The following is a 21,056-nucleotide window of genomic DNA, read 5'->3' as shown; positions in this document are numbered from 1 at the left end:
ACCTATGCAGCTCGACAGTACGTATACGTCCACTGCCGCACCTTCAAGCCCACGGTCAGGCGTGCGGGTAGCGGGTGCTACACGCATACGTACTGTCGAGCTGCGTCAGATGCGACGGAGGTTCGGGATCGCGGCGACGACCACCGCGATTAGGGCGAGGAGGGTGCCGGCGACGACGGGGGTGGTGACGGGCTTGTCGGCCACCGGCAGGAAGATGTCGATGAACAGGCTGGCGATCAGCTGACCGGCGATCGTGCCGAGGCCGAGCACGAAGACGCCGACCACCCGGACCACGGCGGCCGCGGCGCTGATGAAGATCACGCCGCACGCGCCGCCGAAGTACAGCCAGGGCTCGCTCGGCAGGTGCCGCGGCGCACCGCGGAGCGAGAGATCGACCAGGAACACGAGCAGCAGCGCGACGAATCCGACCAGGAAGTTCACCACTCCGGCCGCGACCGCGCCGTACGCGTCGGAGGACGCGGTCCGCGCCACCCGCCCGTTGATGGCCTGCTGCACAGCCGTGCCGACGCCGCCCAGAGCGGGCAGGATCGCCAGCAGCAGTCCGTCGGGGTGCCGCAACTGCTCGGACACGGCGAGGCCGACCGCGACCAGCGCAACCACCGCACCGACGATGCGGACGGCGGTCAGCGGCTGCGGGCCGGCCGGACCGAAGCCGAGACGGTCGACGACGAGGCTGCTGATCGCCTGCCCGGCCACGCCTGCCACCAGGAACACCGCCACACCGATCACGGAAACGGTGATCGACTGCGTCGCCACCAGGAACGCCCCCGCGATTCCGCCCAGACACTGCCACCAGCGCAGGCCGCCGTACCCGCGCATCGGACGCCGGATCGTGCGCCACACCGTGACCAGGCCGCGCCGCACCGGCGGCACGACGGCGGTGGCGACCAGCAGGATCAGCAGACCGGTGCCGAACGAGATCAGCGCCGCCGGGATGCCGTCGCCGAGGATGCCGCCGAGCTCACCGTTCAGACGCGACTGGACCGCGACCAGCATCCCGATCCCGAACGCCGAGGCGAGGCCGACGACGTGGTGCCGCCGGGTCGAAGGGGCCGGACGGGTGGCGGTGGTGGTCACCGCACTATCATCACCGTTCGAGCAATAGCGCCTGACAGCAGGTCCGCATCATGACCGGCGGATCAGCGCCAGATACATCGCGTCGGTGCCGTGCAGGTGCGGCCAGAGCTGGACATCCGGACCGGCACCCAGGTGTGGCACGCCGGGGAACAGGGGCCGCGCGTCCTCGAGGGTCGCGTCGCCGCGACGGCCAAGGACGGCGTCGACCACCGCGCGGGTCTCGTCGGGATGCGGCGAGCAGGTCACGTACGCCACCACCCCGCCGGGCCGGACGGACGTGATCGCCGAGTCGAGCAACGCCTCCTGCAGCGGGCGGAGCTCCTCGACGTCCTCCGGCGTGCGGCGCCAGCGCGCTTCCGGGCGGCGGCGCAGCGCACCGAGGCCACTGCACGGCACGTCCGCCAGCACGCGGTCGAACGAGCCCTCCGGCCAGGTGGGCTTCGTGCCGTCGCCGACGAGCACCCTGTGGTTGCCGGGGATCGCTCGCAGGTTCTGGCGGACGAGTTCCGCGCGGTGTTTGAGCGGCTCGACCGCGGTCAGCTGACCGTCTTGGACGAGCGCGGCCAGCAACGCGGACTTGCCGCCCGGGCCCGCGCACAGGTCGAGCCACTTGGCGTCGTCGCCGTCGACCTTCGCCGAGGCCAGCGCGATCGCGACGAGCTGCGACCCCTCGTCCTGGACGCCGGCCCGCCCGGTCGCGACGGCTTCGATCCGCCCCGGGTCGCCGCCACCCTCGAGCACCGCCGCGTACGGCGACCACCGCGCCGGCGTCGCGCCCGCGGCGACCAACTCGCCGACAGCGGCCAAACCCGGCCGGGCGACGAGCGTCACGCGGGGCGGCTCGTTGTCCGCCACGAGCAAGTCCTCGAGCTCGTTCGACTCGCCGGCGAGTGCGCGGTCGAAGGCCTCGACCACCCAGCGGGGGTGGGCTTCGGCGACAGCCAGGTAACCCAGGAGATCCTCGTCGGGTGACGGCGCGACCGCGTCGATCCAGTGGCCGAAGGAACGCTGGCTGATCTTGCGGAGCACCGCGTTGACCAGTCCGGTGCGCTTCTGCCCGAGCTCGGACCGCGTGAGTGTGACCATCTCCGACACCGCGGCGTACGAGTCGACCCGCATGTTCAGCAGCTGGTGGCTGCCGAGCCGGAGCATGTCGAGCAGCTCGGGATCGAGCTCCGCCAGCGGCCGCGACACGCTCCGCGCCAGGAAAGCGTCGTACGTGCCCTGCCAGCGCAGCGTGCCGTGCACCAGCTCGGTGCAGAACGCCGCATCCCGCCCGCCGAGCCGCGCTTCCCGGAGTGCCTTGTTGAGCGCCAGGTTCGCGTACCCGCCCTCGCCGGTGACCTGCCGGATGACCTGGTACGCGACCCGCCGTACCCGGTCCGGCCGCCGCTGCGGCGCCCTGTTCCGCGCATTCCGGTCGCTCACGCCGCAGGTCCCAGCCGGTCCTCGTCGGTGAGACGGACGCCGCGGGCCCAGTCGGGCGCGGCCATCGGCTTCTTGCCCTGCGGCTGAACCGTCACCAGCTCCACCGCCTTGCTCCCCGTGCCGACGCGCACACTCGACTTCGTCGCGCGCAGCTCACCGGGCTTCAGATCGTCGTCGGTCGGCCGTACGGCGAGCACCTTCAGCCGCTCGCCGCGGAACATCGTCCACGCACCCGGCGCCGGGTTGCAGCCGCGCACGAGCCGATCGACCCGCTGCGCCGGCGCGGTCAGGTCCAGCTCCGCGTCCTCGACGGTGATCTTCGGGGCCAGCGTCACGCCGTCGGCAGGTTGCTCGCGGGCCTCCAGCACGCCGGCCTCGATGCCGTCGAGTGTGTCGACGAGCAGCTTCGACCCCGACACCGCCAGCCGGTGCAGCAGGTCGCCCGAGGTGTCCTCGGGGCCGATCGGCTCGGTGAGTACGCCGTAGACCGGGCCGGCGTCCAGCGCTTTCACGATCCGGAACGTGCTCGCACCGGCCACGTCGTCGCCCGCGATGATCGAGTGCTGCACGGGCGCGGCGCCGCGCCACGCGGGCAGCACCGAGAAGTGCAGGTTGATCCAGCCGTGCCGCGGGATGTCGAGCGCCGCCTGCGGCAGCAGACCGCCGTACGCGACGACCGGGCAGCAGTCCGGGGCGATCTCCCGCAGCCGGGCCAGGAACTCGGGGTCACTCGGCTTCACCGGCTTCAGGATCTCGACGCCGCCCAGTTCCTCGGCGTACTGCGCGACCGGCGAAGCGACCAGCTTCCGGCCGCGGCCGGCCGGCGCGTCCGGGCGGGTGACGACACCGACCAGTTCGTGCCGACTGGCGACGATCGCCTCGAGCGCGGTGACAGCGGGTTCCGGCGTACCGGCGAAGACGACTCTCACAGACCGAATCCGTTCGTGGGGTGCGGGGAGACCTTGATCTGCGGTGGGCCGCCCAGGCCCGACCACTCGGCCTCGCGGATGGCCTTCATCGCCTGCTTGCGGGTCTCGCGGTCGAGGCGGTCCACGAACAGGACGCCGTCCAGGTGGTCGGTCTCGTGCTGGATGCAGCGGGCCAGCAGGTCGGAGCCCTCGATCACCACCGGGTCGCCGTACATGTTGAAGCCCTTGGCGATCACCGACTGGGCCCGGCGGCAGTCGAAGGTCAGGCCGGGGATCGACAGACAGCCCTCGGGGCCGAACTGCTCCTCCAGCGACAGCGTCAGCTCCGGGTTGATCAGGTGCCCGAGCTCGCCCTCGACGTGGTACGTGAACACCCGCAGGCCGACGCCGATCTGCGGCGCGGCCAGCCCCGAGCCCGGCGCGTCCTGCATGGTGTCGGTGAGGTCGGCGACCAGGCGGCGCAGCTCGGCGTCGAAGTCGACGACCGGCTCGGCCTTGGTGATCAGAACGGGGTCGCCGAACAGACGGATGGGTTGGACCGACACAGACTCTCCACAGGACTCCACGAACCGGGACCGGGCAAGTCTAGTTGGCCCGCCGGAGCCGTTTCCGCTGGGAGGCCCCTCCCGTTTGTTGCCACAAGCACGTACTGTGGTCCCAGGCGTACCCTCAGTCACTGCCGTCACACGCCGCTCGGGAGACCCAATGCGCACAGCAGCACGGGGAGCAACACTGGTCCTCCTGGGTGCACTACTCACCCAGGCACCCCTCACCGCCCAGGCCTACCAGCCCCGCGAGCCGGAGTTCCGCACCGGACCGACCGGTCCGACGACGCCGACCACGGAACCGACCGCACAGCCGTCGAGCTCCAGTTCGGAGCAGCCACCGGCGCGGTCGTGGAGCGAGGTGGTGAAGCAGGTCACCGAGTCGTCACCGGGTGATGTGCAGCTGCGGTCGGCGGACACCTCCGCGCAGGCCGCGTCGATGCTCCGGTGCTTCAAGCTCGACACCGAGAACTACTGCCTTGGGCTCGGCTTCGTGGACCAGGTGCCGACCGGGCCGCAGCGGCACGCGCTGATGGCCGAGCCGAGCCTTCGCGCCGCGGACGAGCTGGGTGCCGAGCAGGACATCTCGACCGGTGATCTGACCCCTGCAGCGTTCGTCGCCGAGCGGGCCGCGCTGCCGAAGACCCAGAGAGTGACCGCCGAACTCGACGAGATGGAAGCCGCCTGGAACGGCCGCGAAAAGGCTCGCGAGCTCCGCGAACTCGCCGAAGCCGAGACGCCGCCGCCGAACCCCCAGACCCCGGAAACCACGACCGCACAACCGACACCGGACTCCACGGCGACACCGGACGCCTCGGCGACACCGGGCTCCTCCGCGACGCCGGACCAGGCGGCAACTACCGCGCCGATCGCGACGCCGACTGCGACGCCGACCTCGACTGCGACGCCCACGTTCCTGCCGACGCGGACCGCTCCGACGGCGGGGACGCCCACCGCGGTGCCGTCGACTCCGGTTGCGCCGGTCGCCGCACCTGCCTCGGCGTACCTGATGAAGGGGTTCCAGACCTCGCAGGAGAAGGGGTACTGGTGCGGTCCGGCGACGTTCCAGTCGATCGACTGGGCCGACGACAACCAGAAGGACACCCAGACGTCGTGGGCGAAGGACCTCGGCTCGACCACGTCCGGTACGGCGATCTCGGCGATGGTGAAGCAGACCAACCTGAAGACCGCGTGGCCCAAGTCGGCGGGCACGTACATCGTGCAGAACGTCTCGCACTGGAACGCGCAGACCTTCTTCACCGTGCACCAGAAGCACCTCGGCGTGTACAAGGCACCGGTGATCGAGCACGTGCAGCTTCTCAAGCGGTACTTCCCGTACCTGGCCTTCAACCACAGCGGCCACTACCAGGTCGGCCGCGGCTACGACAAGGCGAAGGGCACGATCGCGATTTTCGAGGTGTTCAACGAGCGCCGCTTCAACAGCCGCGGCAACGTCACCGACGGCCCGAAGAACATCCCGGCCAGCGCCCTGTTCAACGCCACACTCGCCAACTCCTTCCAGAACATCGGGCTGTAGATGCGTCGTCGTACCGTTGCTGCAGGCACCCTCCTGGTGCTGCTCGTCGCGGGCTGCTCCGCCGAACCGCCGCAGAGCAGCCCGTCCCCCAGCCGCACACCGACCACGTCAGCGGCGCCGACGACACAGCCCCAGCCGACCCGCCCGATGGACACCGGTACCGCGTTGCCGGCGTGGGCAAATGTTCTCCGGCAGCCGGTCGATGGGCAGCATCTCGTGACGCGGCAGCGCAAGTACGTCGTCACGCGTGGCAGTGACGAGGCCGGTACGACGACCATCGCGGACCGGACGAGCAAGAAGGTCGTCGTCCAACACGTCCCGACGAGTGGGTTCGTCGCGCAGTCGCCGGTCGTCATCGACGATCGGTGGGCGCTGGTCGAGGACATCCGCTCCGATGGTCCTGACCCGCAGATCAAGGTCGTCCGCTACGACCTCACGACCGGCAAGGCCACCGTCCCGGCCGGTCTGCCGCCGGTGTCCGAGCCGGAGATCGGCGCCTACGACGGCACCTTCGCGTACAGCTCCACCGACGCGAAGAACCGCTCCTGCCTGATCGTCGCCGACCTGGCGACGCTGAAGTCGCGCACCGTCACCTGCGTCGCGGCGCCCGGCTACGTGGCCGATCCGGTGGTGTCGGCCGACACCGTGACGTTCAGCGAGATCGTCGCGCCGGAGACTGCCCGCCGGTGCAAGCGCCTCCTCGCCGCTCCGCTGTCCGCGGGCGCCGCACAGCCGGTGCCCGCAGCAACCAACTGCATCCAGTGGAGCGGCGCGACCCTGCGTGGCGCGACCGTGTGGTCCGAGGTCGGCGCCGCGGACCCGGACCAGTACCAGAGCAAGGCGTACGTCCGGGACTCCGGCGACTCCCCCGCCCGCCTGCTCGGCACCGTCGTCACCGACACGATTATTGCCTGCGGCAACTGGATCCTGTGGGAGACGAGGACCGTGAGCCCGGCCGGCGAGGAGACCTACCAGATCAACCGCTGGCGTCCCGGTCTGGCCGCCCCGCAACGGCTGTACGCCGCGAAGCCCGGCGTCGCGCTCACGCCGATGACGTGCCAGGACAGCACCGTGTACGTCGAGGCCGCGTACCTCGCGAGCTCCCCGACGTACACCGAAGCCATCTCGGCAGCGCTCTAGCGGCGCGCGTGCCGGATCTTCAGCCGACCGAAGCCCATCACGCCGGTGATCCGGATCCGCGGGCCGTCGCCGGTGGAGGTGCGCGCCGGCTTGTACCGGGTGTCCTTCCACTCGGTGCGGACCGCGTCGAAGTCGACGACCGCGTCCCGCGGCAGCGTGATCTTGACACCGCCGTGCAGCACGTTCAGCTCGATGTCGACGTCCGCGTGCTCGAACTGCGCCTGCGACAGGTCGAGCCGCACCCGCCCGTGCAGGGACTCGACCTTGAGGTGTCGCGGCACCCGCCACACGCCGCGCCGGACGATCCGGCCGGCGGAGGCGCCGATGGTCGCCGAGCGGCCCGGCTGCTCGGCCGGCAGCGCGGCGACAGCGACCTCGAGATCCTTGCGGGTCCTGGCGGACAGCACCTGGTGGAGCTGCTGCTCCATCTCGTCGTGGGTGAGATACCCACCCGTGTACGCCGCCTGGACGCGTTCCACCGCCGCGTTGCGGTCCACGTCCCCGATCGCGGGCGAGCGGTCTTCTGGCATCGACGTCACCGGCTCACTGTAGTGGCAGACCCCGCTCACGCAGCTGGGTTCGCAGGTCCGCGGCGCCGGTGAAGACCTCGGCGTCGAGACCGACCGCCCGCGCCCCGTCGACGTTGTAGGCCATGTCGTCGGTGTAGAACGTGCGCGCCGGGTCCAGCCCGAAGCGCTCGATCAGGATCCGGTAGATCTTCTCGTCGGGCTTCGCGGTCTGCTCGACACCCGACACGACCTCGCCGTCGAAGTGGGTGAGGATCGGGAACGCCTCCTTCGCGACCTCCCACTTCTCACCGGAGAAGTTCGTCAACGCGTACGTCGGGACGCCGGCGGCCTGCAGCTGCGCGAGAACGGCGGCGGTGTCCTCGAACACGCCCTTCACCATCTTCAGCCACCCCGTGTCGTACGCCTGGATCCACTCGGCGTGCTCCGGATGCAGGCTGGTCAGCTCGGCGACCGCCTCCGCCCACGGACGCCCCTCGTCCTGCTTGTGGTTCCAGGCCGGCGTGGCCACCTTGGTCAGGAAGTGCGTCCGCTGCTCCTCGTCCGGGATCAGGTCGGCGTACAGGTACGTCGGGCTCCAGTCCAGCAGCACCCCACCGATGTCGAACACCACCACGTCGATCGTCCGGTCGCTCATACCGCAACCCTACGAGGCCACCTCGGCGTTCGAGGCGGCGCGGGCGTGCAGAGCGGGAGCCAGTGCGTACTGGCCGAGGAAGATCGTGACGCCGAGGACCGCGCAGCCCAGCCAGGTGACGGTCGGGCCGAGGTGCTCGAGGGCGTTCGTCCCGGCGAGCGGGCCGATCACCGTCCCGACGCCGAACGCCATACCGGACAGCCCCATGTAGCGGCCGCGCAGGTCGATCGGGGCGAGGTCGGCGAACACCGCGCCGATGACCGCGGCGAACCCGATCTCCCCCAGCGTCCACACCACGACCGACAGCGCGTAACCCCACCAGCTGTGCACGACCGCGCCCACGCCGAACCCGAGTCCGACGACGAGCATCGAGGCGGCCAGCAGCTTCGGGCGGTCGAGCTTGACCATCCACCGGCCGAGGAAGGGCTGGACCAGCACGATCACGACGCCGTTCAGCCCGATCACCAGGCCGTAGACCCGCGACGACAGCCCGTCGCCCGCCATCGCGAGCGGAAGGGTCGAGTAGCCCTGCATGTAGATCGTCGCGTAGCCGATCTGGATCAGGATCATCAGCAGGAACACCGTGTCGCGTGCGACCACCGGCAGCAGCGCCCGGCTCGCCGACCCGGCCACCGGCGCCGGGCGGGTCTCCGGCACCATCGTCCAGATCACCAGCCCGGCGATCACCGACGTGGCGGCGTTCACCCAGAACAGCAAGCCGTACCCGAAGGAGGCCAGGACGCCCGCGGCGACCGTCGAGACCGAGAAGCCGAGGTTGATGGCCCAGAACAGCAGACCGTAGGCGCGGACCCGCTCGGTCGGCTGCAGCAGGTCCGCGACGGTCGCCTGGACCGCCGGGCGGAACAGGTCACCGAGCAGGCCGACCAGGAACGCGGTCGCCCAGATCAGCGCCATCGACCGGGCCGAGCCGAGCAGGACCAGCGCGGCGCCGGTCCCGAAGAAGCAGATCAGCATCGTCAGCCGGCGACCGATGCGATCGGTGAGGAAACCGCCGACGAGCTGCGCGGCGACCGATCCCAGACCGACGGCAGCGGCGACGGCGCCCGCCGTGCCCGCGGAGAGGTGCCGGTCCTGGGTCAGGTAGAGGACGAGGAACGGTTGCACGAAGCTGCCGAGCCGGTTGACCAGCTGGCACACCCACAACGCCCAGAAGGCCCGCGGCAGCGCGGTGGACGTGGGGTTGCCGACGGCTGTTGCACTCATGGGGCAACTGTCCGCGAACGGCCCGGACCTTGTCGACGATTAGGCTCACGGCTAATCTTGGCCGGTGATCACGATCAGGCTGAACGCCGGCGACATCGGGCGGATCCGGTTCGCACTGTCACCGGTCTGGGAGGCCGTCACGAGCGTGCGAGCGCTGAGCAACAACACGGCGCGGAGCGTGCACGGCCCGTGGCTGCAGAAGGTCCGGCCGACGATCGAGGGCGACGACCTGACGTTGCTCAGGGCCCTCATCCCGTCGGCCGGCTACATTCCGGACTTCCTCACGCCGGCTCCGCCGCGACGGTCGACGAGCCTGGAGTCCGGTCTCGCCGCGATCGCCGCGACACCGCACGCGCTGGCGACGGCCGAGCTGACCAGGCTGTACCGCGCCACCCCACATCCGATGCTGCCGGACCTGATCGCCCGGCCGGCCGCGGCGCTCGACCTGATCACCTCGGCGCTGGAGACGTACTGGCGGCGCGCGATCGAGCCCGACTGGCGGCGGATGCGGTCGCTGCTGCAGGAGGACCTCGCGTTCCGGCTGAACGAGCTGGCCGCCGGCGGCATCGAGCGGCTGTTCCGCAACCTGCACCCGTCGATCAAGTTCAGCGGCGACCGGATCGACATCGACCGGCCGTACTGCTGCGACGGCGAGCCGATGGCCGGTCAGGGCGTCCTGCTGGTGCCGTGCGTGTTCACCTGGCCGGCCGGGCTGGCGGTCACCGGCGCGCCGCACGTCCCGACCATCACGTACCCGCCGCGCGGCCTCGGCCGGCTGTGGGAGGACCGCCAGGAGACCACCGACTCGCCGCTCGCCGACCTGGTCGGCCGCACCCGGGCCGCGATCGTCAGCCACCTCGACCTGCCGATGTCCACCACCCATCTGGCCAACCAGTTGGGCGTCTCCGCCCCCACGCTCAGCGTTCATCTGAGCATCCTTCGCAACGCCGGCGTCGTGACGTCCCGCCGCGACGGCCGGGCCGTGCTCTACCACCGCACCGCGCTCGGCCAGCAACTCCTCGCCGCCTCCACGACCCTCGCCACGACCGCCTGATCCTTGACAAGCGCTGCGGCGATCGGCGAAATTGACTGACGGCGCCGACCGGTCGCCGAGCTGTGGGACGTCCGCCCCAGTCGGGGTTCCATTCGCGAAGGGGAGTCAGCCCTCTCGGTCGTCGATGCCAGCAGGCCATCTCTCAACACCACGTCACTGGGGGACGAAGGTGTCGACGGAGAGGCTTGTCATGACGAAGGACGGCAATTTCAAGAAGGTCGTACGGCGGCACGCCCAGGAGACCGGGCAGCGCTACACCGAGGCTCTGACCGATCTCGAGGGTCTCGACGACCGCATCTACCACGAGCCGGACGCGGACCGGCTGCTCGCCCACCTGCGGAAGCGGTACGGGATCGACGCGATCTCGGCGACCAAGCTCAGCGTGCACAAGACGTACGTCTTCCGCATCGACCGCAACGACGGCGCCCCGTGGATCGCGCGGGCGTTCCCGCCGGCGCGGCCGCGGGCCCACGTCGAGGGCGATGCCGCGATCCTGCGCTTTCTCGAGCAGCACGACTATCCCGCGGAGCGTCTCGCCGTTGACGACGCCGTGTCCGACTTCGACGGCAGCGCGGTGCTCGTCACCGAATTCGTCGACCACACCCCGCTGCCGCCGGGCGAGGGATTCGCGATCATGGGCGACCTGCTCGGACGGCTGCACGCGCTGCCGTTCGACGAATCGGTCAGCCGGCCCGGTGGGGCGAGCGGTGAGGACCCGCGCCGGACAGGTACGCCGCGGCAGGACCTGCTGGCGGGCTTGGCCTTTCTCGACGCGGTGGACACGAAGGTCGGGGCAGCCGATCGGGAGCGCTTCGAGCGGCTCCACGAGCAGGTGCGCACCGCGGACGACGGCGACGGCCTGCCCGAGGGCCTGCTGCACGGCAACCTCCTGCATGCTCCCGACCATGCCGTGATCGGCCCGGACGGGCCGGTGGCCATCAACTGGAAGGCGTCCGGCCGCGGAGCGCGGATCGCCGACCTCGCGTTCCTGCTGTGGGGCACCGGGGACTGGGCTCCCACCCGACGCACCAACGAAGGGCACGTCGAAGCGGTCGTCAGCGCCTACCGCAAACATGTCGAGCTGACCGACGAGGAACTCGACCGGCTCGAAGGGGTGATGTACATCAGGCCGCTCTACCTGGTGTGCTTCGGCTACCACCGCGACCTCACCAACGGCGTGCCGTTCGACGAGTGGTGGTTCATCGAGCCACCGGAGTACATCGCCGCCACCGCGGCCGCGACCAGAGCCGCATTCCGCAGGTAGCGCGTCAGCCGAAGCTGGGCGGGTCGACCTGGACTCTGACCGCGCCCGGGCTCTTCTTCGTCGCTCGGGTCGACTGGGCTTCCTTCAACGCGCGGACGAGCGCCGTGCCGTGGGCCCGCGGGGTGCGGACCACGGCGCGGACCGTCTCGTCGTCGACGTCCACGGGGCCGAGGACCTCGAGGCCCGAGGACGGCGGGATCAGGTCGCGGAGGCGGGTGACGAGGTCGTTGACCGCCTCCGACGGGCCGGTGAGCTCGGCGAGCTTGGCGGCGGGGGCGAGGCGCGCCGTACGGCGTTCCTCGATCTCGCGGGCCGCGTACCCCTCGGGGCTCCAGCGGACGATCGCCTGCAGCGGCAAGGCCGACGGGTCGCCGACCAGGATGACGGGACTGCCCGCACGCACCAGGGCGGCCGCGTTGAACCAGCGACGGACAGCCTCTTCAGGGGCGCGCAGGTCGGGGCGGGCGAGCATCAGCCAGGTGTCGAGGAGCAGCGCCGCGCTGTATCCGCCCTCGGCGACCGGTTCGGCTCCCGGCGTGGTGACGACCAGCGCCGGCGCGTCCGGTACGACGTCGAGCATGTTGTCCCCGCCCGACGTCCGCACGACGACACCGGGGAACGCACGGCCCAACTCCTCCGCCGTACGACGGGCGCCGATGACCGCCGCACGCATCCGGGTGTCGCCGCACTCCGGGCAGCGGTGGTCGACGGCCGGCCGGCCGCACACGCTGCAGCTGGCCGGTCCGGATCCGCCGGTACGACGCAACGTGCCGCCGCACGTGGAGCACCGCGACGGCGCCCGGCACGTCTGGCACACCAGGCTCGGCAGATACCCCGCGCGCGGTACCTGCACCAGCACCGGCCCGGTCCGCAGCCCTTCACGGGCGATCTCGAACGCCCGGTGCGGCAGCCGGGCGGCACGCGCCGCGGGGTCGCGCGCCAGGTCGATGTCCGACTCCCCCGCGATGTGCACCGATGGCGCGGCCGCCCGGATCGTCTTCCGGTCCGCGATCAGCTCGTGCGCGAACCCGGACTCGATCAGCGCCGCCGCCTCGGCGGAGCGCGCGAACCCGCCGAGCAACGCCGCGCACTGCTGCCGGAACGCCCGCAGCAGCAGCACCTCCCGGGCATGCGGGTACGGCGCGCGCGGCTCGGCGTACGACTCGTCGCCGTCGTCCCACATCGCCACCAGCCCGAGATCCGCGACCGGCGCGAACGCCGCCGCCCGGGTCCCGATCACCACCCGCGCACAGCCGCGCAGCGCGGACAGGAACGCGCGATAGCGAGCCGTCGGCCCCAGGTCCGCGGACAGCGTGACGAAGCCGGACTCCCCCAGCACCTCGGCGCACGCGGCAGCGAGCCGCTCGAGATCCCGCGCGTCCGGCGCGAGCAGCAACGCACCCCGCCCCGACGCCGCACACACCGCGGCGGCCTGCGCGAACGCCAGCGCCCAGTCGGCCCCCGGTACGGCGGTCCACACCGCCCGCGGCGACTTCGAGCGCTCGATCGCGTCGAGGAACCCCGGCGGGTACGGCGACCACTCGGACCGGGACGTCGACACCGGCGGGCGCGCCGGCTGATCGCAGCGCAGCGGCTCCCCCTCGACCTTCGCGTGCCGCGGCGGGACCGCCAGCCGGGTGACGTCCGCGAGCACCCCGGCGTACCGGTCGGCGACCGCCCGGCACAGGTCCGCGATCTGCGGTGTCAGCACCCGCTCGGCCGACACGACCTTCCGCAGCCGGACCAGCTTGCCGTCGTGGTCCGACTCGTCGAGCCGCTCCAGGACGAATCCGTCGAGGTCCTTGCCCGCGAACCGCACCTTGACCCGGGCGCCGGGCTGCGCGGCCGCGGCCATGTCGTCGGGCACCAGGTAGTCGAACGGCCGGTCCAGGTGCGGGAGCGAGACGTCGACCGCGATCCGGGCCACCGGCAACGACGTGGTGATCTCGGCCGGTTCCTTGGTGCGTGACTTGCGAACGGTGTCCCGCAGCAGCGTCAGCTGCTCCGGCGAATCCCCGTCCGAGGCCACGTTCGATGTCACTGAGGAATGCTAGAGCAGCGTGCCGACAGTGCGCTTGTGCACTGCCGGCCCGCTGTGGACAACTACTTTTCGACCGCGGCCTTGAGGGCCTCGACGCGGTCGGTGCGCTCCCACGTGAAGCCTTCGCCGGTGCGGCCGAAGTGACCGTTCCGCGCGGTCTGGGCGTAGATCGGCCGGAGCAGCTCGAGATCGCGGATGATCGCGGCCGGCCGCAGGTCGAAGACCTCGCGGACCGCGTCGGCGATCTTCTCGACCGGGACCTTCTCGGTGCCGAACGTGTCGACGTAGAAGCCGACCGGCGCGGCCTTGCCGATCGCGTACGCGACCTGGCACTCGACCCGGTCGGCGAGACCGGCCGCGACGATGTTCTTCGCCACCCAGCGCATCGCGTACGCCGCCGAGCGGTCCACCTTGGACGGGTCCTTGCCGGAGAACGCGCCGCCGCCGTGCCGCGCCATCCCGCCGTAGGTGTCGATGATGATCTTCCGCCCGGTCAGCCCGGCGTCGCCCATCGGGCCGCCGATCTCGAACCGGCCGGTCGGGTTCACCAGCAGCTTGTAGTCGCTCGCGTCGATGTCGAACTGCTCGAGCACCGGGTCGACGACGTGCTTCTTGATGTCCGGCGTCAGCATCGACTCCAGGTTGATGTCCGCCGCGTGCTGGCTGGACACCACCACGGTGTCGATCCGGACCGCCTTGTCACCGTCGTACTCGACCGTGACCTGGGTCTTGCCGTCCGGCCGCAGGTAGGCCAGGGTGCCGTTCTTGCGGACCTCGGCAAGCCGCTCGGACAGGCGGTGCGCGATGGTGATCGGCAGCGGCATCAGCTCCGGCGTCTCGTTCGACGCGTAGCCGAACATCAGGCCCTGGTCGCCCGCGCCCTGCAGGTCCAGAGCGTCCTGGGAGGCGTCCGAGCGCGTCTCGTACGCCGTGTCGACACCCTGGGCGATGTCCGGGGACTGGCTCCCGATGGCGACCTGCACCCCACAGGACGCGCCGTCGAAACCCTTCAGGGACGAGTCGTAGCCGATCTCCAGGATGCGCGACCGCACGATCCCGGGAATGTCGACGTACGCCGTCGTGGTGACCTCTCCCGCGACGACGACCAGACCCGTGGTGATCAGGGTCTCGACCGCGACCCGGCTCTTCGGGTCCTCGGCCAGCAACGCGTCGAGAATGGAGTCGCTGATCTGGTCAGCGATCTTGTCCGGGTGACCTTCGGTCACGGACTCGGACGTGAAAAGGCGCCTCGCCACAGTTCTCCCTCGGATTCCTCTTGTGCCGCCCGGTTGCGCGTTGGCACAACCGCGCGATCCCCCCATGCACCGGCGGTTGGCGATGCATCTTGGGAAGTATGCCAGCAGTTTCCACCCGCGTCCCGGTGACGCTCCGAATTCATCCAGGATACGAGATCCGTGCCCATATTCTGGATAATCGCTGCCGATTCAGGCGTGCGCACCGACCGTCACGTCGCCCAGTGTGAGCGACGCCGTACCGCCAAGGATCGCAGCCACGCGGTCCACCTCCGCGTCCAGCTGGGCGCGACGGCGCCGGTTCAGCGGGGCGAGCGCCTCGACGGTGACCTGCACCGTCCGGCCGGACTTCCTCTGGTGCCAGACGCCGGCCACGATCCCGTCGACGAGCAGCAGCGGGTAGTTGCCGGCCTGGCCGCGGGCGGTCGCGCGGGCGAACGCCTTGCCCGGGAACAGCAGTTCGCGTGGGAAGCTGCCGACGCCGTACGCGTCGAAGTACGGCAGCAGCCTGACTCCCTCGGCGCGGTCGTCGGGGAACTCGTCGTCACCGGGAGCGACCCAGGCGGCCTGACCGTCGAGCTCGACCTGCGGAAGGCCCTCGAAGTACGGCTTGACTCGCGTCGGAGCGACGCTGAGCCAACGGGCGAACTGCTGTGGGGTCGCAGGACCGTAGGAGTAGAGGTACCGCTGCAGGAGCTCGGTCAGGGCCTGCTCGGCGGGCATCGGCTCGAACGGCCGGAGGCGATGCGGGTTCGCGTACGTCACCAGGCGGCCGCGCATCGGTCCGTGGCACAGGACGCCGGCGTGCGCTGCGACGTACACCGCCTGCCGCCAGCGGGCCCAGGCGCCCTGGAACGCCGGGATCGTCGGCTCCCGGGCCCATTCACCGGTCCGCCGGACGACCTCCTCGGTCAGTTCGTCGACGGTCAGGTCGTCGTGCGCCAGGGCCGCGCCGATGGCGACGACCACCTGATCGATCTCGTCCGGCGTCATCCGGATCGGCTCCGGCTGCGAACCGTTCGCCGGCAGCGCACCCAGCGCACCCGTCCACATCGCCAGGTCCTCCAGCGGCAACAGATGCACCGTCCCCCGCGGCCCAAACGTCTTCACCAGCCCTTCGTCCCGCCGCACCGTGTCCCGCGTCGCCCCCTCCACCCGGAGCGCCACGGAAGCCTCCCCCGCCGCCGCGATCTGCGCATGCGCCCCACACATCGCCCGCACAGCCTCTACCGCCGCACCGAACGGCGCCGTCAACCCATGCCGCCGCATCCGCCGCGCGACGACGGCTTCCCAGGAGATCTCCATGGCCAGCACGCTAGAACGGGAAGCGGACAGCTTCTGTCCTCTGATAGCGGAAGACCTGCCGCGAGCCGCCCTCCGGCCCGTCCGGCGCAGGCTCGGCAGGCACGAAGCCGAGGCGTTCGTAGAACACGCGCGCTCCGCCGGCCACCGCTCCCGGATGGTCAGCGCCGAAGGTCACCACGTCGACGACCTCACCCTCGGCGAGCCCTTGACCCGCCGTCAGCCGCTCGATCGCCGCGGCCATCAGCCGCCGGCCGACGCCGAGGCCCCGGGCCCGCTCGGAGATCACCAGCCAGTGCACGGCGTACCGTGGCGACGAGCCGCCGAACAGGACCGCTCCCACTGGCTGACCCTCGTCGGACGCCACGAGCGCACGCTCGTCGGCGATGTGACTGTCGAGTGCGCGGTGGAAGCCTGGTTCGGCGACCATCGGGCCGAACCAGTGCTCGACCTCGCCGGCCAGTCCGAAGATGGCCGGCCTGTCGGCCTCGACCGCCGATCTCACCTGCAGCACGGGGTCACTGCCAGTGGGTGGCGACGAGGTTCCAGATGACGCCGGCGAGGGCGTCCTTGCTGCCGGAGGGGACCGGGAGGGCGTTGCCGTCGCGGTCGAGGATGACGGCCTCGTTGACGTCGCTGCCGAAGACCTTGCCGCCGGAGACGTCGTTGACGACCAGAAGGTCGCAGCCCTTGCGCTCGAGTTTGGCGCGGCCGAGCTCGAGGACCGTGTGGTCCGCGTCGCCGGTCTCCGCGGCGAACCCGACGATCACCTGCCCGGTGCGGGCCCGGTCGTGCGAGATCGTCTGCAGGATGTCCGGGTTCTGCACCAGGCTGACCGCGGGGACCGAGCCGTCGGCGGTCTTCTTGATCTTGTGCTCGGCGACGTCGGCCGGGCGGAAGTCGGCCGGGGCGGCCGCCATCACGATCGCGTCCGCGTCCCCGGCGCGCCCGGTGATCTCGTCGTACAGGTCGCGGGTGCTGGTGACCGGGACGACCTGGACGCCGGCCGGGTCGGGCAGCTCGGAGTTCGCCGCGACCAGGGTGACCTTGGCGCCGCGGGCGGCGGCGATCCGGGCGAGCGCGTAGCCCTGTTTGCCGGACGAGGAATTGCCGAGATACCGGACCGGGTCGAGGTGTTCCCGGGTCCCGCCGGCGCTGATCAGGACCTGCTTGCCGGTCAGGTCGGCCACCGACTGGCCCGCCGCGCGGGCGGCCTCGTCGGCGAGCATCAACTGGCTGATCGCGAAGATCTCCGACGGCTCCGGCAGCCGGCCGCGGCCGGTGTCGGCGCCGGTCAGCCGCCCGACCGCCGGGTCGAGGACCGTGATCCCGCGCGAACGCAGGGTGGCGACGTTCGCCTGGGTGGCCGGGTGCTCCCACATCTCGGTGTGCATCGCGGCCGCGAACAGGATCGGGCAGCGCGCGGTGAGGAGCGTGTTCGTGAGCAGGTCGTCGGCCAGGCCGTGGGCGGCCTTGGCGATCAGGTTCGCGGTCGCGGGCGCCACCACGACGAGCTCGGCGGCCTTGCCGATCCGGACGTGCGGAACCTCCTGCACGTCGTCGAACGGATCGGCGGTCACCGGCTGCCCGGACAGCGCCGCCCAGGTCGCCTCGCCGACGAACTCCAGCGCGGCCGCGGTCGGCACCACACGCACGCTGTGCCCGGACTCGGTCAGCCTCCGGAGCAGGTCGCAGACCTTGTACGCCGCGATGCCGCCGCCGACCCCGAGCACCACGTTGGGCTTCATGCGGGGTGGGTTACTCGGACTTCTCCGCGGCAGCGGCTTCCGCCTCGGCCTCGGGGTCGATGTCGGTGCAGGTCAGCACACCGTCGTTGATCTCGCGCATCGCGATCGACAGCGGCTTCTCCTGGACGTGCGTCTCGACCAGCGGCCCGACGTACTCCAGCAGGCCCTCGCCGAGCTGCGAGTAGTAGGCGTTGATCTGCCGCGCCCGCTTGGCCGAGTACAGCACCAGCTTGTACTTGGAGTCGGTGTGGGTGAGCAGGTCGTCGATCGGCGGGGAGGTGATGCCGATGGCGACGGGCTGGTTGCCAGACAAGTTCAGCTCTTTCCAGAGATGGAGGGTGATCGAATCAACTTTACCAACTGATCGGCGGCCTCCCGAACCGAGGCGTTCACGATCGTCACGTCGAACTCCTTCTCGGCGGCCAGCTCGACGGTCGCGGTCTCCAGCCGGCGCTCCCGCTCCTCCGGCGTCTCGGTGCCGCGGAACAGCAGCCGGCGGACCAGCTCGTCCCAGCTCGGCGGCGCGAGGAACACGAACTGCGCCCCCGGCATCGTCTCGCGGACCTGGCGTGCGCCCTGCAGGTCGATCTCCAGCAGGGCCGGGCGGCCGGCCGCGAGCTTGTCGAGCACCGGCTGCTTCGGGGTGCCGTAGCGGGCGGCCTTGTGCACCACGGCCCACTCCAGCAGCTCGCCGTCGGCGATCATCCGGTCGAACTCGGCGTCCGACACGAACAGGTAGTGCACGCCGTGCACCTCGCCCGGCCGGGGCTTGCGGGTGGTCGCGGAGACCGAGATCCAGATGTCCGGGAACCGTTCGCGGATGTCGGCCGCGACGGTGCCCTTCCCGACCGCGGTCGGTCCGGCCAGCACGGTCAGCCGCGCCGGGTCGGGAGCCGCGGCCGGCTCGTTCGAACTGTGTCCCGCGTGCGTGGTCATCGTCACACCAGTGTCCAACGAGCCGGTCGTGGTTTTGGTCTGGCTCACGCTGAAATCACTCGGCAATCACTCGGCGAATTCGCGCTCGAGCGCGGCGATCTGGTTCGAGCCGAGGCCGCGCACCCGCCGCGTCTCCGAGATGCCTGCGCGCTCCATGATCTGCTGGGCGCGGACCTTGCCTACTCCGGGGATGCACTGCAGCAGCTGGCTGACCCGCATCTTGCCGATCACGTCGTTCGTCTGCCCCTCGTGGAGCACCTCCGTCGGAGACGCTCCCGAGTGCCGGATCCGGTTCTTGATCTCGGCTCGTTCACGCCGCGCCGCCGCGGCCTTGTCCAGAGCCGCCGCACGCTGCTCCGGGGTCAAAGAAGGAAGTGGCACCGTTTCACCTGTCCCGTTGTATGGCTTCGCAAGGGAACCTAACACGGGTTCAGCCCGCGGTCGGGCCGTGGTGGAACAGAGTCGCCGGACAACGCGCGAATTAGAACGATCAGTTGATCAGTTCAGTGCCGGGAGGTCGACCTTGCAGCTGTCCTTCGCCTGGCTGGAGATGTTCTTGTACGCCGTCATCACGCCGCCGGTCTGCTTGCTGAGCTCGGCCAGCTTCGCCGCGTCCGTGCCGGCCTTCTGCGCCTTCTCGGCGAAGCTCACGACGACACCCCAGTCGTCCTGCACGTCCTGCGGCGCGGACTCCTGGAGCTTCTTCGCGTCGTCCAGGATCTTCACGTAGTCGACCGGCTTCTGGGGGTCGACGTCGACCGCCTTGGCGGCGTACTTGGCGAGATCGACGCAGTACGCCTGCTCGTCGGTGCAGGCGGTCAGCACACCGGCACCGGCGGCCACGGTCGCGAGGATGGCGAGAGAACGCTTCATCGGGCTCACGCTACCGGGAGTGACCACATCATCGGAAACGAAGACGTTCCGGGCTGGTGGGACGGAACGGGCAGAGCCGTCCCACCAGGTCACGTCGGCCTCGGGTCAGGACCGCGTCAGTTGCCGGCGCCCGGCAGGTCGATCTTGCAGGTGTCCTTCGCCTGCTTGGTGATCGCGTCCATGGCGGGCTTGATCTTGTCGCCGTCGGACTTCGCCAGCTCCACCAGCTTGTTCGTGTCGCCCTTGGCGTCCTGCGCCTTCTCGGCGTAGTCGATGACGGTCTTCCAGTCGTCCTGCAGGTCCTTCGGCGCCGACTTCGACACCTTCTTCGCCTGGTCCAGCATCTTGCCGACGGCGTCGGAGTCCTTGATGTCCAGGTCCTTCGACGAGTCGACGTACCCCTTCAGGTCCGCGCAGTAGTCGCCACCCGAGCAGGCCGTCAGGGCGCCAACACTCATCGTCACAACGGCCGCGAGGGCTGCCAGCTTCCGCATCGTGTTCCTTCACTGTGTCGCGCGGGAAGTCCGTGGCTCCCCGTCCGCCGACACCTTTCCGAACACCGGGGTCAACGCGAGCTCCGGCGCGCCGTGAAGAACGTCGCACCCGGCGACTGGAACCGGGTTGTGATGTGGCGCGTCGCCGTCGTTCGAGTGGACTTCAGGTCTGGCGACGGTGATCGCGACCGCGTTCGCCGACACGATCACCAGGATCGCCGCCCAGTCGACGATCGCGAGCCGCTGCCCCAGAACCACCAGCCCGACCAGAGCCGCGAGCACCGGGTTCACGCTCATGAACACGCCGAAGAACTGGGCCGGCACGCGCCGGAGCGTCAGCAGGTCGACGAGGAACGGCACGGCCGACGAGAGCAGCCCGGCCACCAGCGCGTACGACGCCGCGGCGAGCGTCGGCGGGTGATGCAGCAGTACGACGACCCCGACCGGGACGTACGCGAGACCCGACAGCGCGGCCGCCGCGGCCGAACCTGTTGCGCCCGGCAACTCTCGGCCGACCTTCCGGTTGAGCAGGATGTAGAACGCCCAACACGTTGCCGCGAGCAAGCCCAGGCCGACGCCCAGGTAGTCCGTCGTCGCCTGCGGGCGGGTCAGCAGGACCACTGCGGGGGCGGCGGCCAACGCGCACACCAGATCCACCATGCGCCGAGAGCCCAGCAACGCGACGGCGAGCGGTCCGAGGAACTCGAGCGTGACTGCGAGGCCGAGTCCGACCCTGTCGATGGCGGTGTACAGCGACAGGTTCATCACTGCGAAGACCATCGCCAGACCGACGACCGGGCGCCATTGGCGGCGGGTGATCGACCGGAGCCGCGGGCGCCCGACCGCGAGCAGAGCGATCGCCGCGACCCACTGCCGGATCGCCACCACGCCCGCCGGGCCGATCACCGGGAACGCCAGCGCCGCCACCGACGCACCCACCTGCGTCGACAGCCCGCTGCCGAGCATCATCACCACACCGGTCAACCGTTCGCGCCTCACGATCACCGAGCGTCCGCCGGACGCCGC

The 21,056-nt window shown here is 70.7% G+C and carries 22 protein-coding genes; 4 read left to right on the top strand and 18 right to left on the bottom strand.

The window, feature by feature from the left end; translation table 11 throughout:
* Window positions 1–105 precede the first annotated feature (105 nt).
* Genes ABZX12_RS10240 through def form a run of 4 tightly spaced genes read right to left on the bottom strand, consistent with a single transcriptional unit; the run spans window position 106 to window position 4,000 of the window.
* Window positions 106–1,098, bottom strand: a complete 993-nt coding sequence (locus ABZX12_RS10240) for a DMT family transporter (RefSeq protein ID WP_355691732.1) — start codon at window positions 1,096–1,098, stop codon at window positions 106–108.
* Between the two features lie 48 nt (window positions 1,099–1,146).
* Window positions 1,147–2,526: a transcription antitermination factor NusB gene (locus tag ABZX12_RS10235; protein WP_355691730.1), complete on the bottom strand. Its 1,380-nt coding sequence runs from the start codon at window positions 2,524–2,526 to the stop codon at window positions 1,147–1,149.
* The gene (fmt, locus tag ABZX12_RS10230; protein WP_355691728.1) at window positions 2,523–3,455 is read right to left on the bottom strand and encodes a methionyl-tRNA formyltransferase; all 933 of its coding nucleotides are present in this window, start codon (window positions 3,453–3,455) and stop codon (window positions 2,523–2,525) included. Before fmt ends, ABZX12_RS10235 begins: the two co-directional genes overlap by 4 nt.
* Window positions 3,452–4,000 (bottom strand): peptide deformylase, encoded by a 549-nt coding sequence (def, locus tag ABZX12_RS10225; RefSeq protein WP_355691726.1) that lies wholly within the window; start codon window positions 3,998–4,000, stop codon window positions 3,452–3,454. Before def ends, fmt begins: the two co-directional genes overlap by 4 nt.
* A 160-nt stretch (window positions 4,001–4,160) precedes the next feature.
* On the opposite strand from def, the gene ABZX12_RS10220 reads away from it, so the two are divergent.
* Together ABZX12_RS10220 and ABZX12_RS10215 are read left to right on the top strand one after the other, a co-directional pair.
* On the top strand, window positions 4,161–5,537 hold the full coding sequence (locus ABZX12_RS10220; RefSeq protein ID WP_355691724.1) for a C39 family peptidase: 1,377 nt from the start codon (window positions 4,161–4,163) through the stop codon (window positions 5,535–5,537).
* Window positions 5,538–6,677, top strand: coding sequence for a hypothetical protein (locus ABZX12_RS10215; protein ID WP_355691723.1), 1,140 nt, complete (start codon window positions 5,538–5,540; stop codon window positions 6,675–6,677).
* Here ABZX12_RS10215 and ABZX12_RS10210 read toward each other — a convergent pair.
* From ABZX12_RS10210 to ABZX12_RS10200, 3 genes are read right to left on the bottom strand one after another with little or no spacing between them, the layout of a single operon-like run.
* Window positions 6,674–7,207, bottom strand: a complete 534-nt coding sequence (locus ABZX12_RS10210; protein WP_355692840.1) for a DUF1707 domain-containing protein — start codon at window positions 7,205–7,207, stop codon at window positions 6,674–6,676. The two genes, ABZX12_RS10215 and ABZX12_RS10210, sit on opposite strands and share 4 nt — an antisense overlap.
* A gap of 13 nt (window positions 7,208–7,220) precedes the next feature.
* Window positions 7,221–7,841: an HAD-IA family hydrolase gene (locus ABZX12_RS10205; protein ID WP_355691721.1), complete on the bottom strand. Its 621-nt coding sequence runs from the start codon at window positions 7,839–7,841 to the stop codon at window positions 7,221–7,223.
* Between the two features lie 9 nt (window positions 7,842–7,850).
* Complete coding sequence (locus ABZX12_RS10200) at window positions 7,851–9,065, bottom strand: MFS transporter (protein WP_355691719.1); 1,215 nt, start codon at window positions 9,063–9,065, stop codon at window positions 7,851–7,853.
* Between the two features lie 64 nt (window positions 9,066–9,129).
* On the opposite strand from ABZX12_RS10200, the gene ABZX12_RS10195 reads away from it, so the two are divergent.
* Together ABZX12_RS10195 and ABZX12_RS10190 are read left to right on the top strand one after the other, a co-directional pair.
* Entirely contained in the window at window positions 9,130–10,119 is a 990-nt protein-coding gene (locus ABZX12_RS10195; protein WP_355691717.1) for a helix-turn-helix domain-containing protein, read from the top strand.
* Between the two features lie 190 nt (window positions 10,120–10,309).
* The gene (locus ABZX12_RS10190; protein ID WP_355691716.1) at window positions 10,310–11,383 is read left to right on the top strand and encodes an aminoglycoside phosphotransferase; all 1,074 of its coding nucleotides are present in this window, start codon (window positions 10,310–10,312) and stop codon (window positions 11,381–11,383) included.
* Window positions 11,384–11,387: 4 nt separating this feature from the next.
* Here the strand turns inward: ABZX12_RS10190 and ABZX12_RS10185 are convergent, their stop codons facing one another.
* From ABZX12_RS10185 to ABZX12_RS10135, 11 genes are all read right to left on the bottom strand, one after another.
* On the bottom strand, window positions 11,388–13,424 hold the full coding sequence (locus tag ABZX12_RS10185) for a primosomal protein N' (protein WP_355691714.1): 2,037 nt from the start codon (window positions 13,422–13,424) through the stop codon (window positions 11,388–11,390).
* Window positions 13,425–13,486: 62 nt separating this feature from the next.
* A complete protein-coding gene (gene metK, locus ABZX12_RS10180) occupies window positions 13,487–14,680 on the bottom strand; it encodes a methionine adenosyltransferase (protein ID WP_355691712.1) in 1,194 nt (397 codons plus the stop codon).
* A 189-nt stretch (window positions 14,681–14,869) separates the two neighbouring features.
* Complete coding sequence (locus ABZX12_RS10175) at window positions 14,870–15,982, bottom strand: winged helix DNA-binding domain-containing protein (protein ID WP_355691711.1); 1,113 nt, start codon at window positions 15,980–15,982, stop codon at window positions 14,870–14,872.
* A gap of 10 nt (window positions 15,983–15,992) precedes the next feature.
* A complete protein-coding gene (locus tag ABZX12_RS10170) occupies window positions 15,993–16,493 on the bottom strand; it encodes a GNAT family N-acetyltransferase (RefSeq protein WP_355691709.1) in 501 nt (166 codons plus the stop codon).
* Between the two features lie 4 nt (window positions 16,494–16,497).
* Window positions 16,498–17,727, bottom strand: a complete 1,230-nt coding sequence (gene coaBC, locus ABZX12_RS10165; protein ID WP_355691707.1) for a bifunctional phosphopantothenoylcysteine decarboxylase/phosphopantothenate--cysteine ligase CoaBC — start codon at window positions 17,725–17,727, stop codon at window positions 16,498–16,500.
* Between the two features lie 10 nt (window positions 17,728–17,737).
* Window positions 17,738–18,040: a DNA-directed RNA polymerase subunit omega gene (gene rpoZ / locus ABZX12_RS10160; protein WP_355478349.1), complete on the bottom strand. Its 303-nt coding sequence runs from the start codon at window positions 18,038–18,040 to the stop codon at window positions 17,738–17,740.
* Window positions 18,041–18,042: 2 nt separating this feature from the next.
* Entirely contained in the window at window positions 18,043–18,663 is a 621-nt protein-coding gene (gene gmk, locus ABZX12_RS10155; RefSeq protein WP_355692838.1) for a guanylate kinase, read from the bottom strand.
* A 66-nt stretch (window positions 18,664–18,729) separates the two neighbouring features.
* On the bottom strand, window positions 18,730–19,044 hold the full coding sequence (gene mihF / locus ABZX12_RS10150; RefSeq protein ID WP_132145957.1) for an integration host factor, actinobacterial type: 315 nt from the start codon (window positions 19,042–19,044) through the stop codon (window positions 18,730–18,732).
* A gap of 117 nt (window positions 19,045–19,161) precedes the next feature.
* Window positions 19,162–19,536, bottom strand: a complete 375-nt coding sequence (locus ABZX12_RS10145) for a hypothetical protein (RefSeq protein ID WP_355691705.1) — start codon at window positions 19,534–19,536, stop codon at window positions 19,162–19,164.
* Window positions 19,537–19,652: 116 nt separating this feature from the next.
* Window positions 19,653–20,030: a hypothetical protein gene (locus ABZX12_RS10140; RefSeq protein WP_355691703.1), complete on the bottom strand. Its 378-nt coding sequence runs from the start codon at window positions 20,028–20,030 to the stop codon at window positions 19,653–19,655.
* A gap of 9 nt (window positions 20,031–20,039) precedes the next feature.
* On the bottom strand, window positions 20,040–21,029 hold the full coding sequence (locus ABZX12_RS10135; RefSeq protein ID WP_355691702.1) for an EamA family transporter: 990 nt from the start codon (window positions 21,027–21,029) through the stop codon (window positions 20,040–20,042).
* Window positions 21,030–21,056: the final 27 nt, after the last annotated feature.

This window comes from Kribbella sp. NPDC003505, from assembly GCF_040610875.1.
GTDB lineage: Bacteria > Actinomycetota > Actinomycetes > Propionibacteriales > Kribbellaceae > Kribbella.
Note: the sequence above shows the minus strand (reverse complement) of the source record. Positions and strands in the feature narration are given on the sequence as shown.

What these genes read in the sequence shown, in the direction of transcription:
- ABZX12_RS10220 (WP_355691724.1), top strand. Translation starts at nt 4,161, where the DNA reads ATGCGCACAGCAGCACGGGGAGCAACACTGGTCCTCCTGGGTGCACTA.
- ABZX12_RS10215 (WP_355691723.1), top strand. Translation starts at nt 5,538, where the DNA reads ATGCGTCGTCGTACCGTTGCTGCAGGCACCCTCCTGGTGCTGCTCGTC.
- ABZX12_RS10210 (WP_355692840.1), bottom strand. Translation starts at nt 7,207, where the DNA reads ATGCCAGAAGACCGCTCGCCCGCGATCGGGGACGTGGACCGCAACGCG.
- ABZX12_RS10205 (WP_355691721.1), bottom strand. Translation starts at nt 7,841, where the DNA reads ATGAGCGACCGGACGATCGACGTGGTGGTGTTCGACATCGGTGGGGTG.
- ABZX12_RS10200 (WP_355691719.1), bottom strand. Translation starts at nt 9,065, where the DNA reads ATGAGTGCAACAGCCGTCGGCAACCCCACGTCCACCGCGCTGCCGCGG.
- ABZX12_RS10190 (WP_355691716.1), top strand. Translation starts at nt 10,310, where the DNA reads ATGACGAAGGACGGCAATTTCAAGAAGGTCGTACGGCGGCACGCCCAG.
- ABZX12_RS10175 (WP_355691711.1), bottom strand. Translation starts at nt 15,982, where the DNA reads ATGGAGATCTCCTGGGAAGCCGTCGTCGCGCGGCGGATGCGGCGGCAT.
- coaBC (WP_355691707.1), bottom strand. Translation starts at nt 17,727, where the DNA reads ATGAAGCCCAACGTGGTGCTCGGGGTCGGCGGCGGCATCGCGGCGTAC.
- gmk (WP_355692838.1), bottom strand. Translation starts at nt 18,663, where the DNA reads ATGACCACGCACGCGGGACACAGTTCGAACGAGCCGGCCGCGGCTCCC.
- ABZX12_RS10145 (WP_355691705.1), bottom strand. Translation starts at nt 19,536, where the DNA reads ATGAAGCGTTCTCTCGCCATCCTCGCGACCGTGGCCGCCGGTGCCGGT.
- ABZX12_RS10140 (WP_355691703.1), bottom strand. Translation starts at nt 20,030, where the DNA reads ATGCGGAAGCTGGCAGCCCTCGCGGCCGTTGTGACGATGAGTGTTGGC.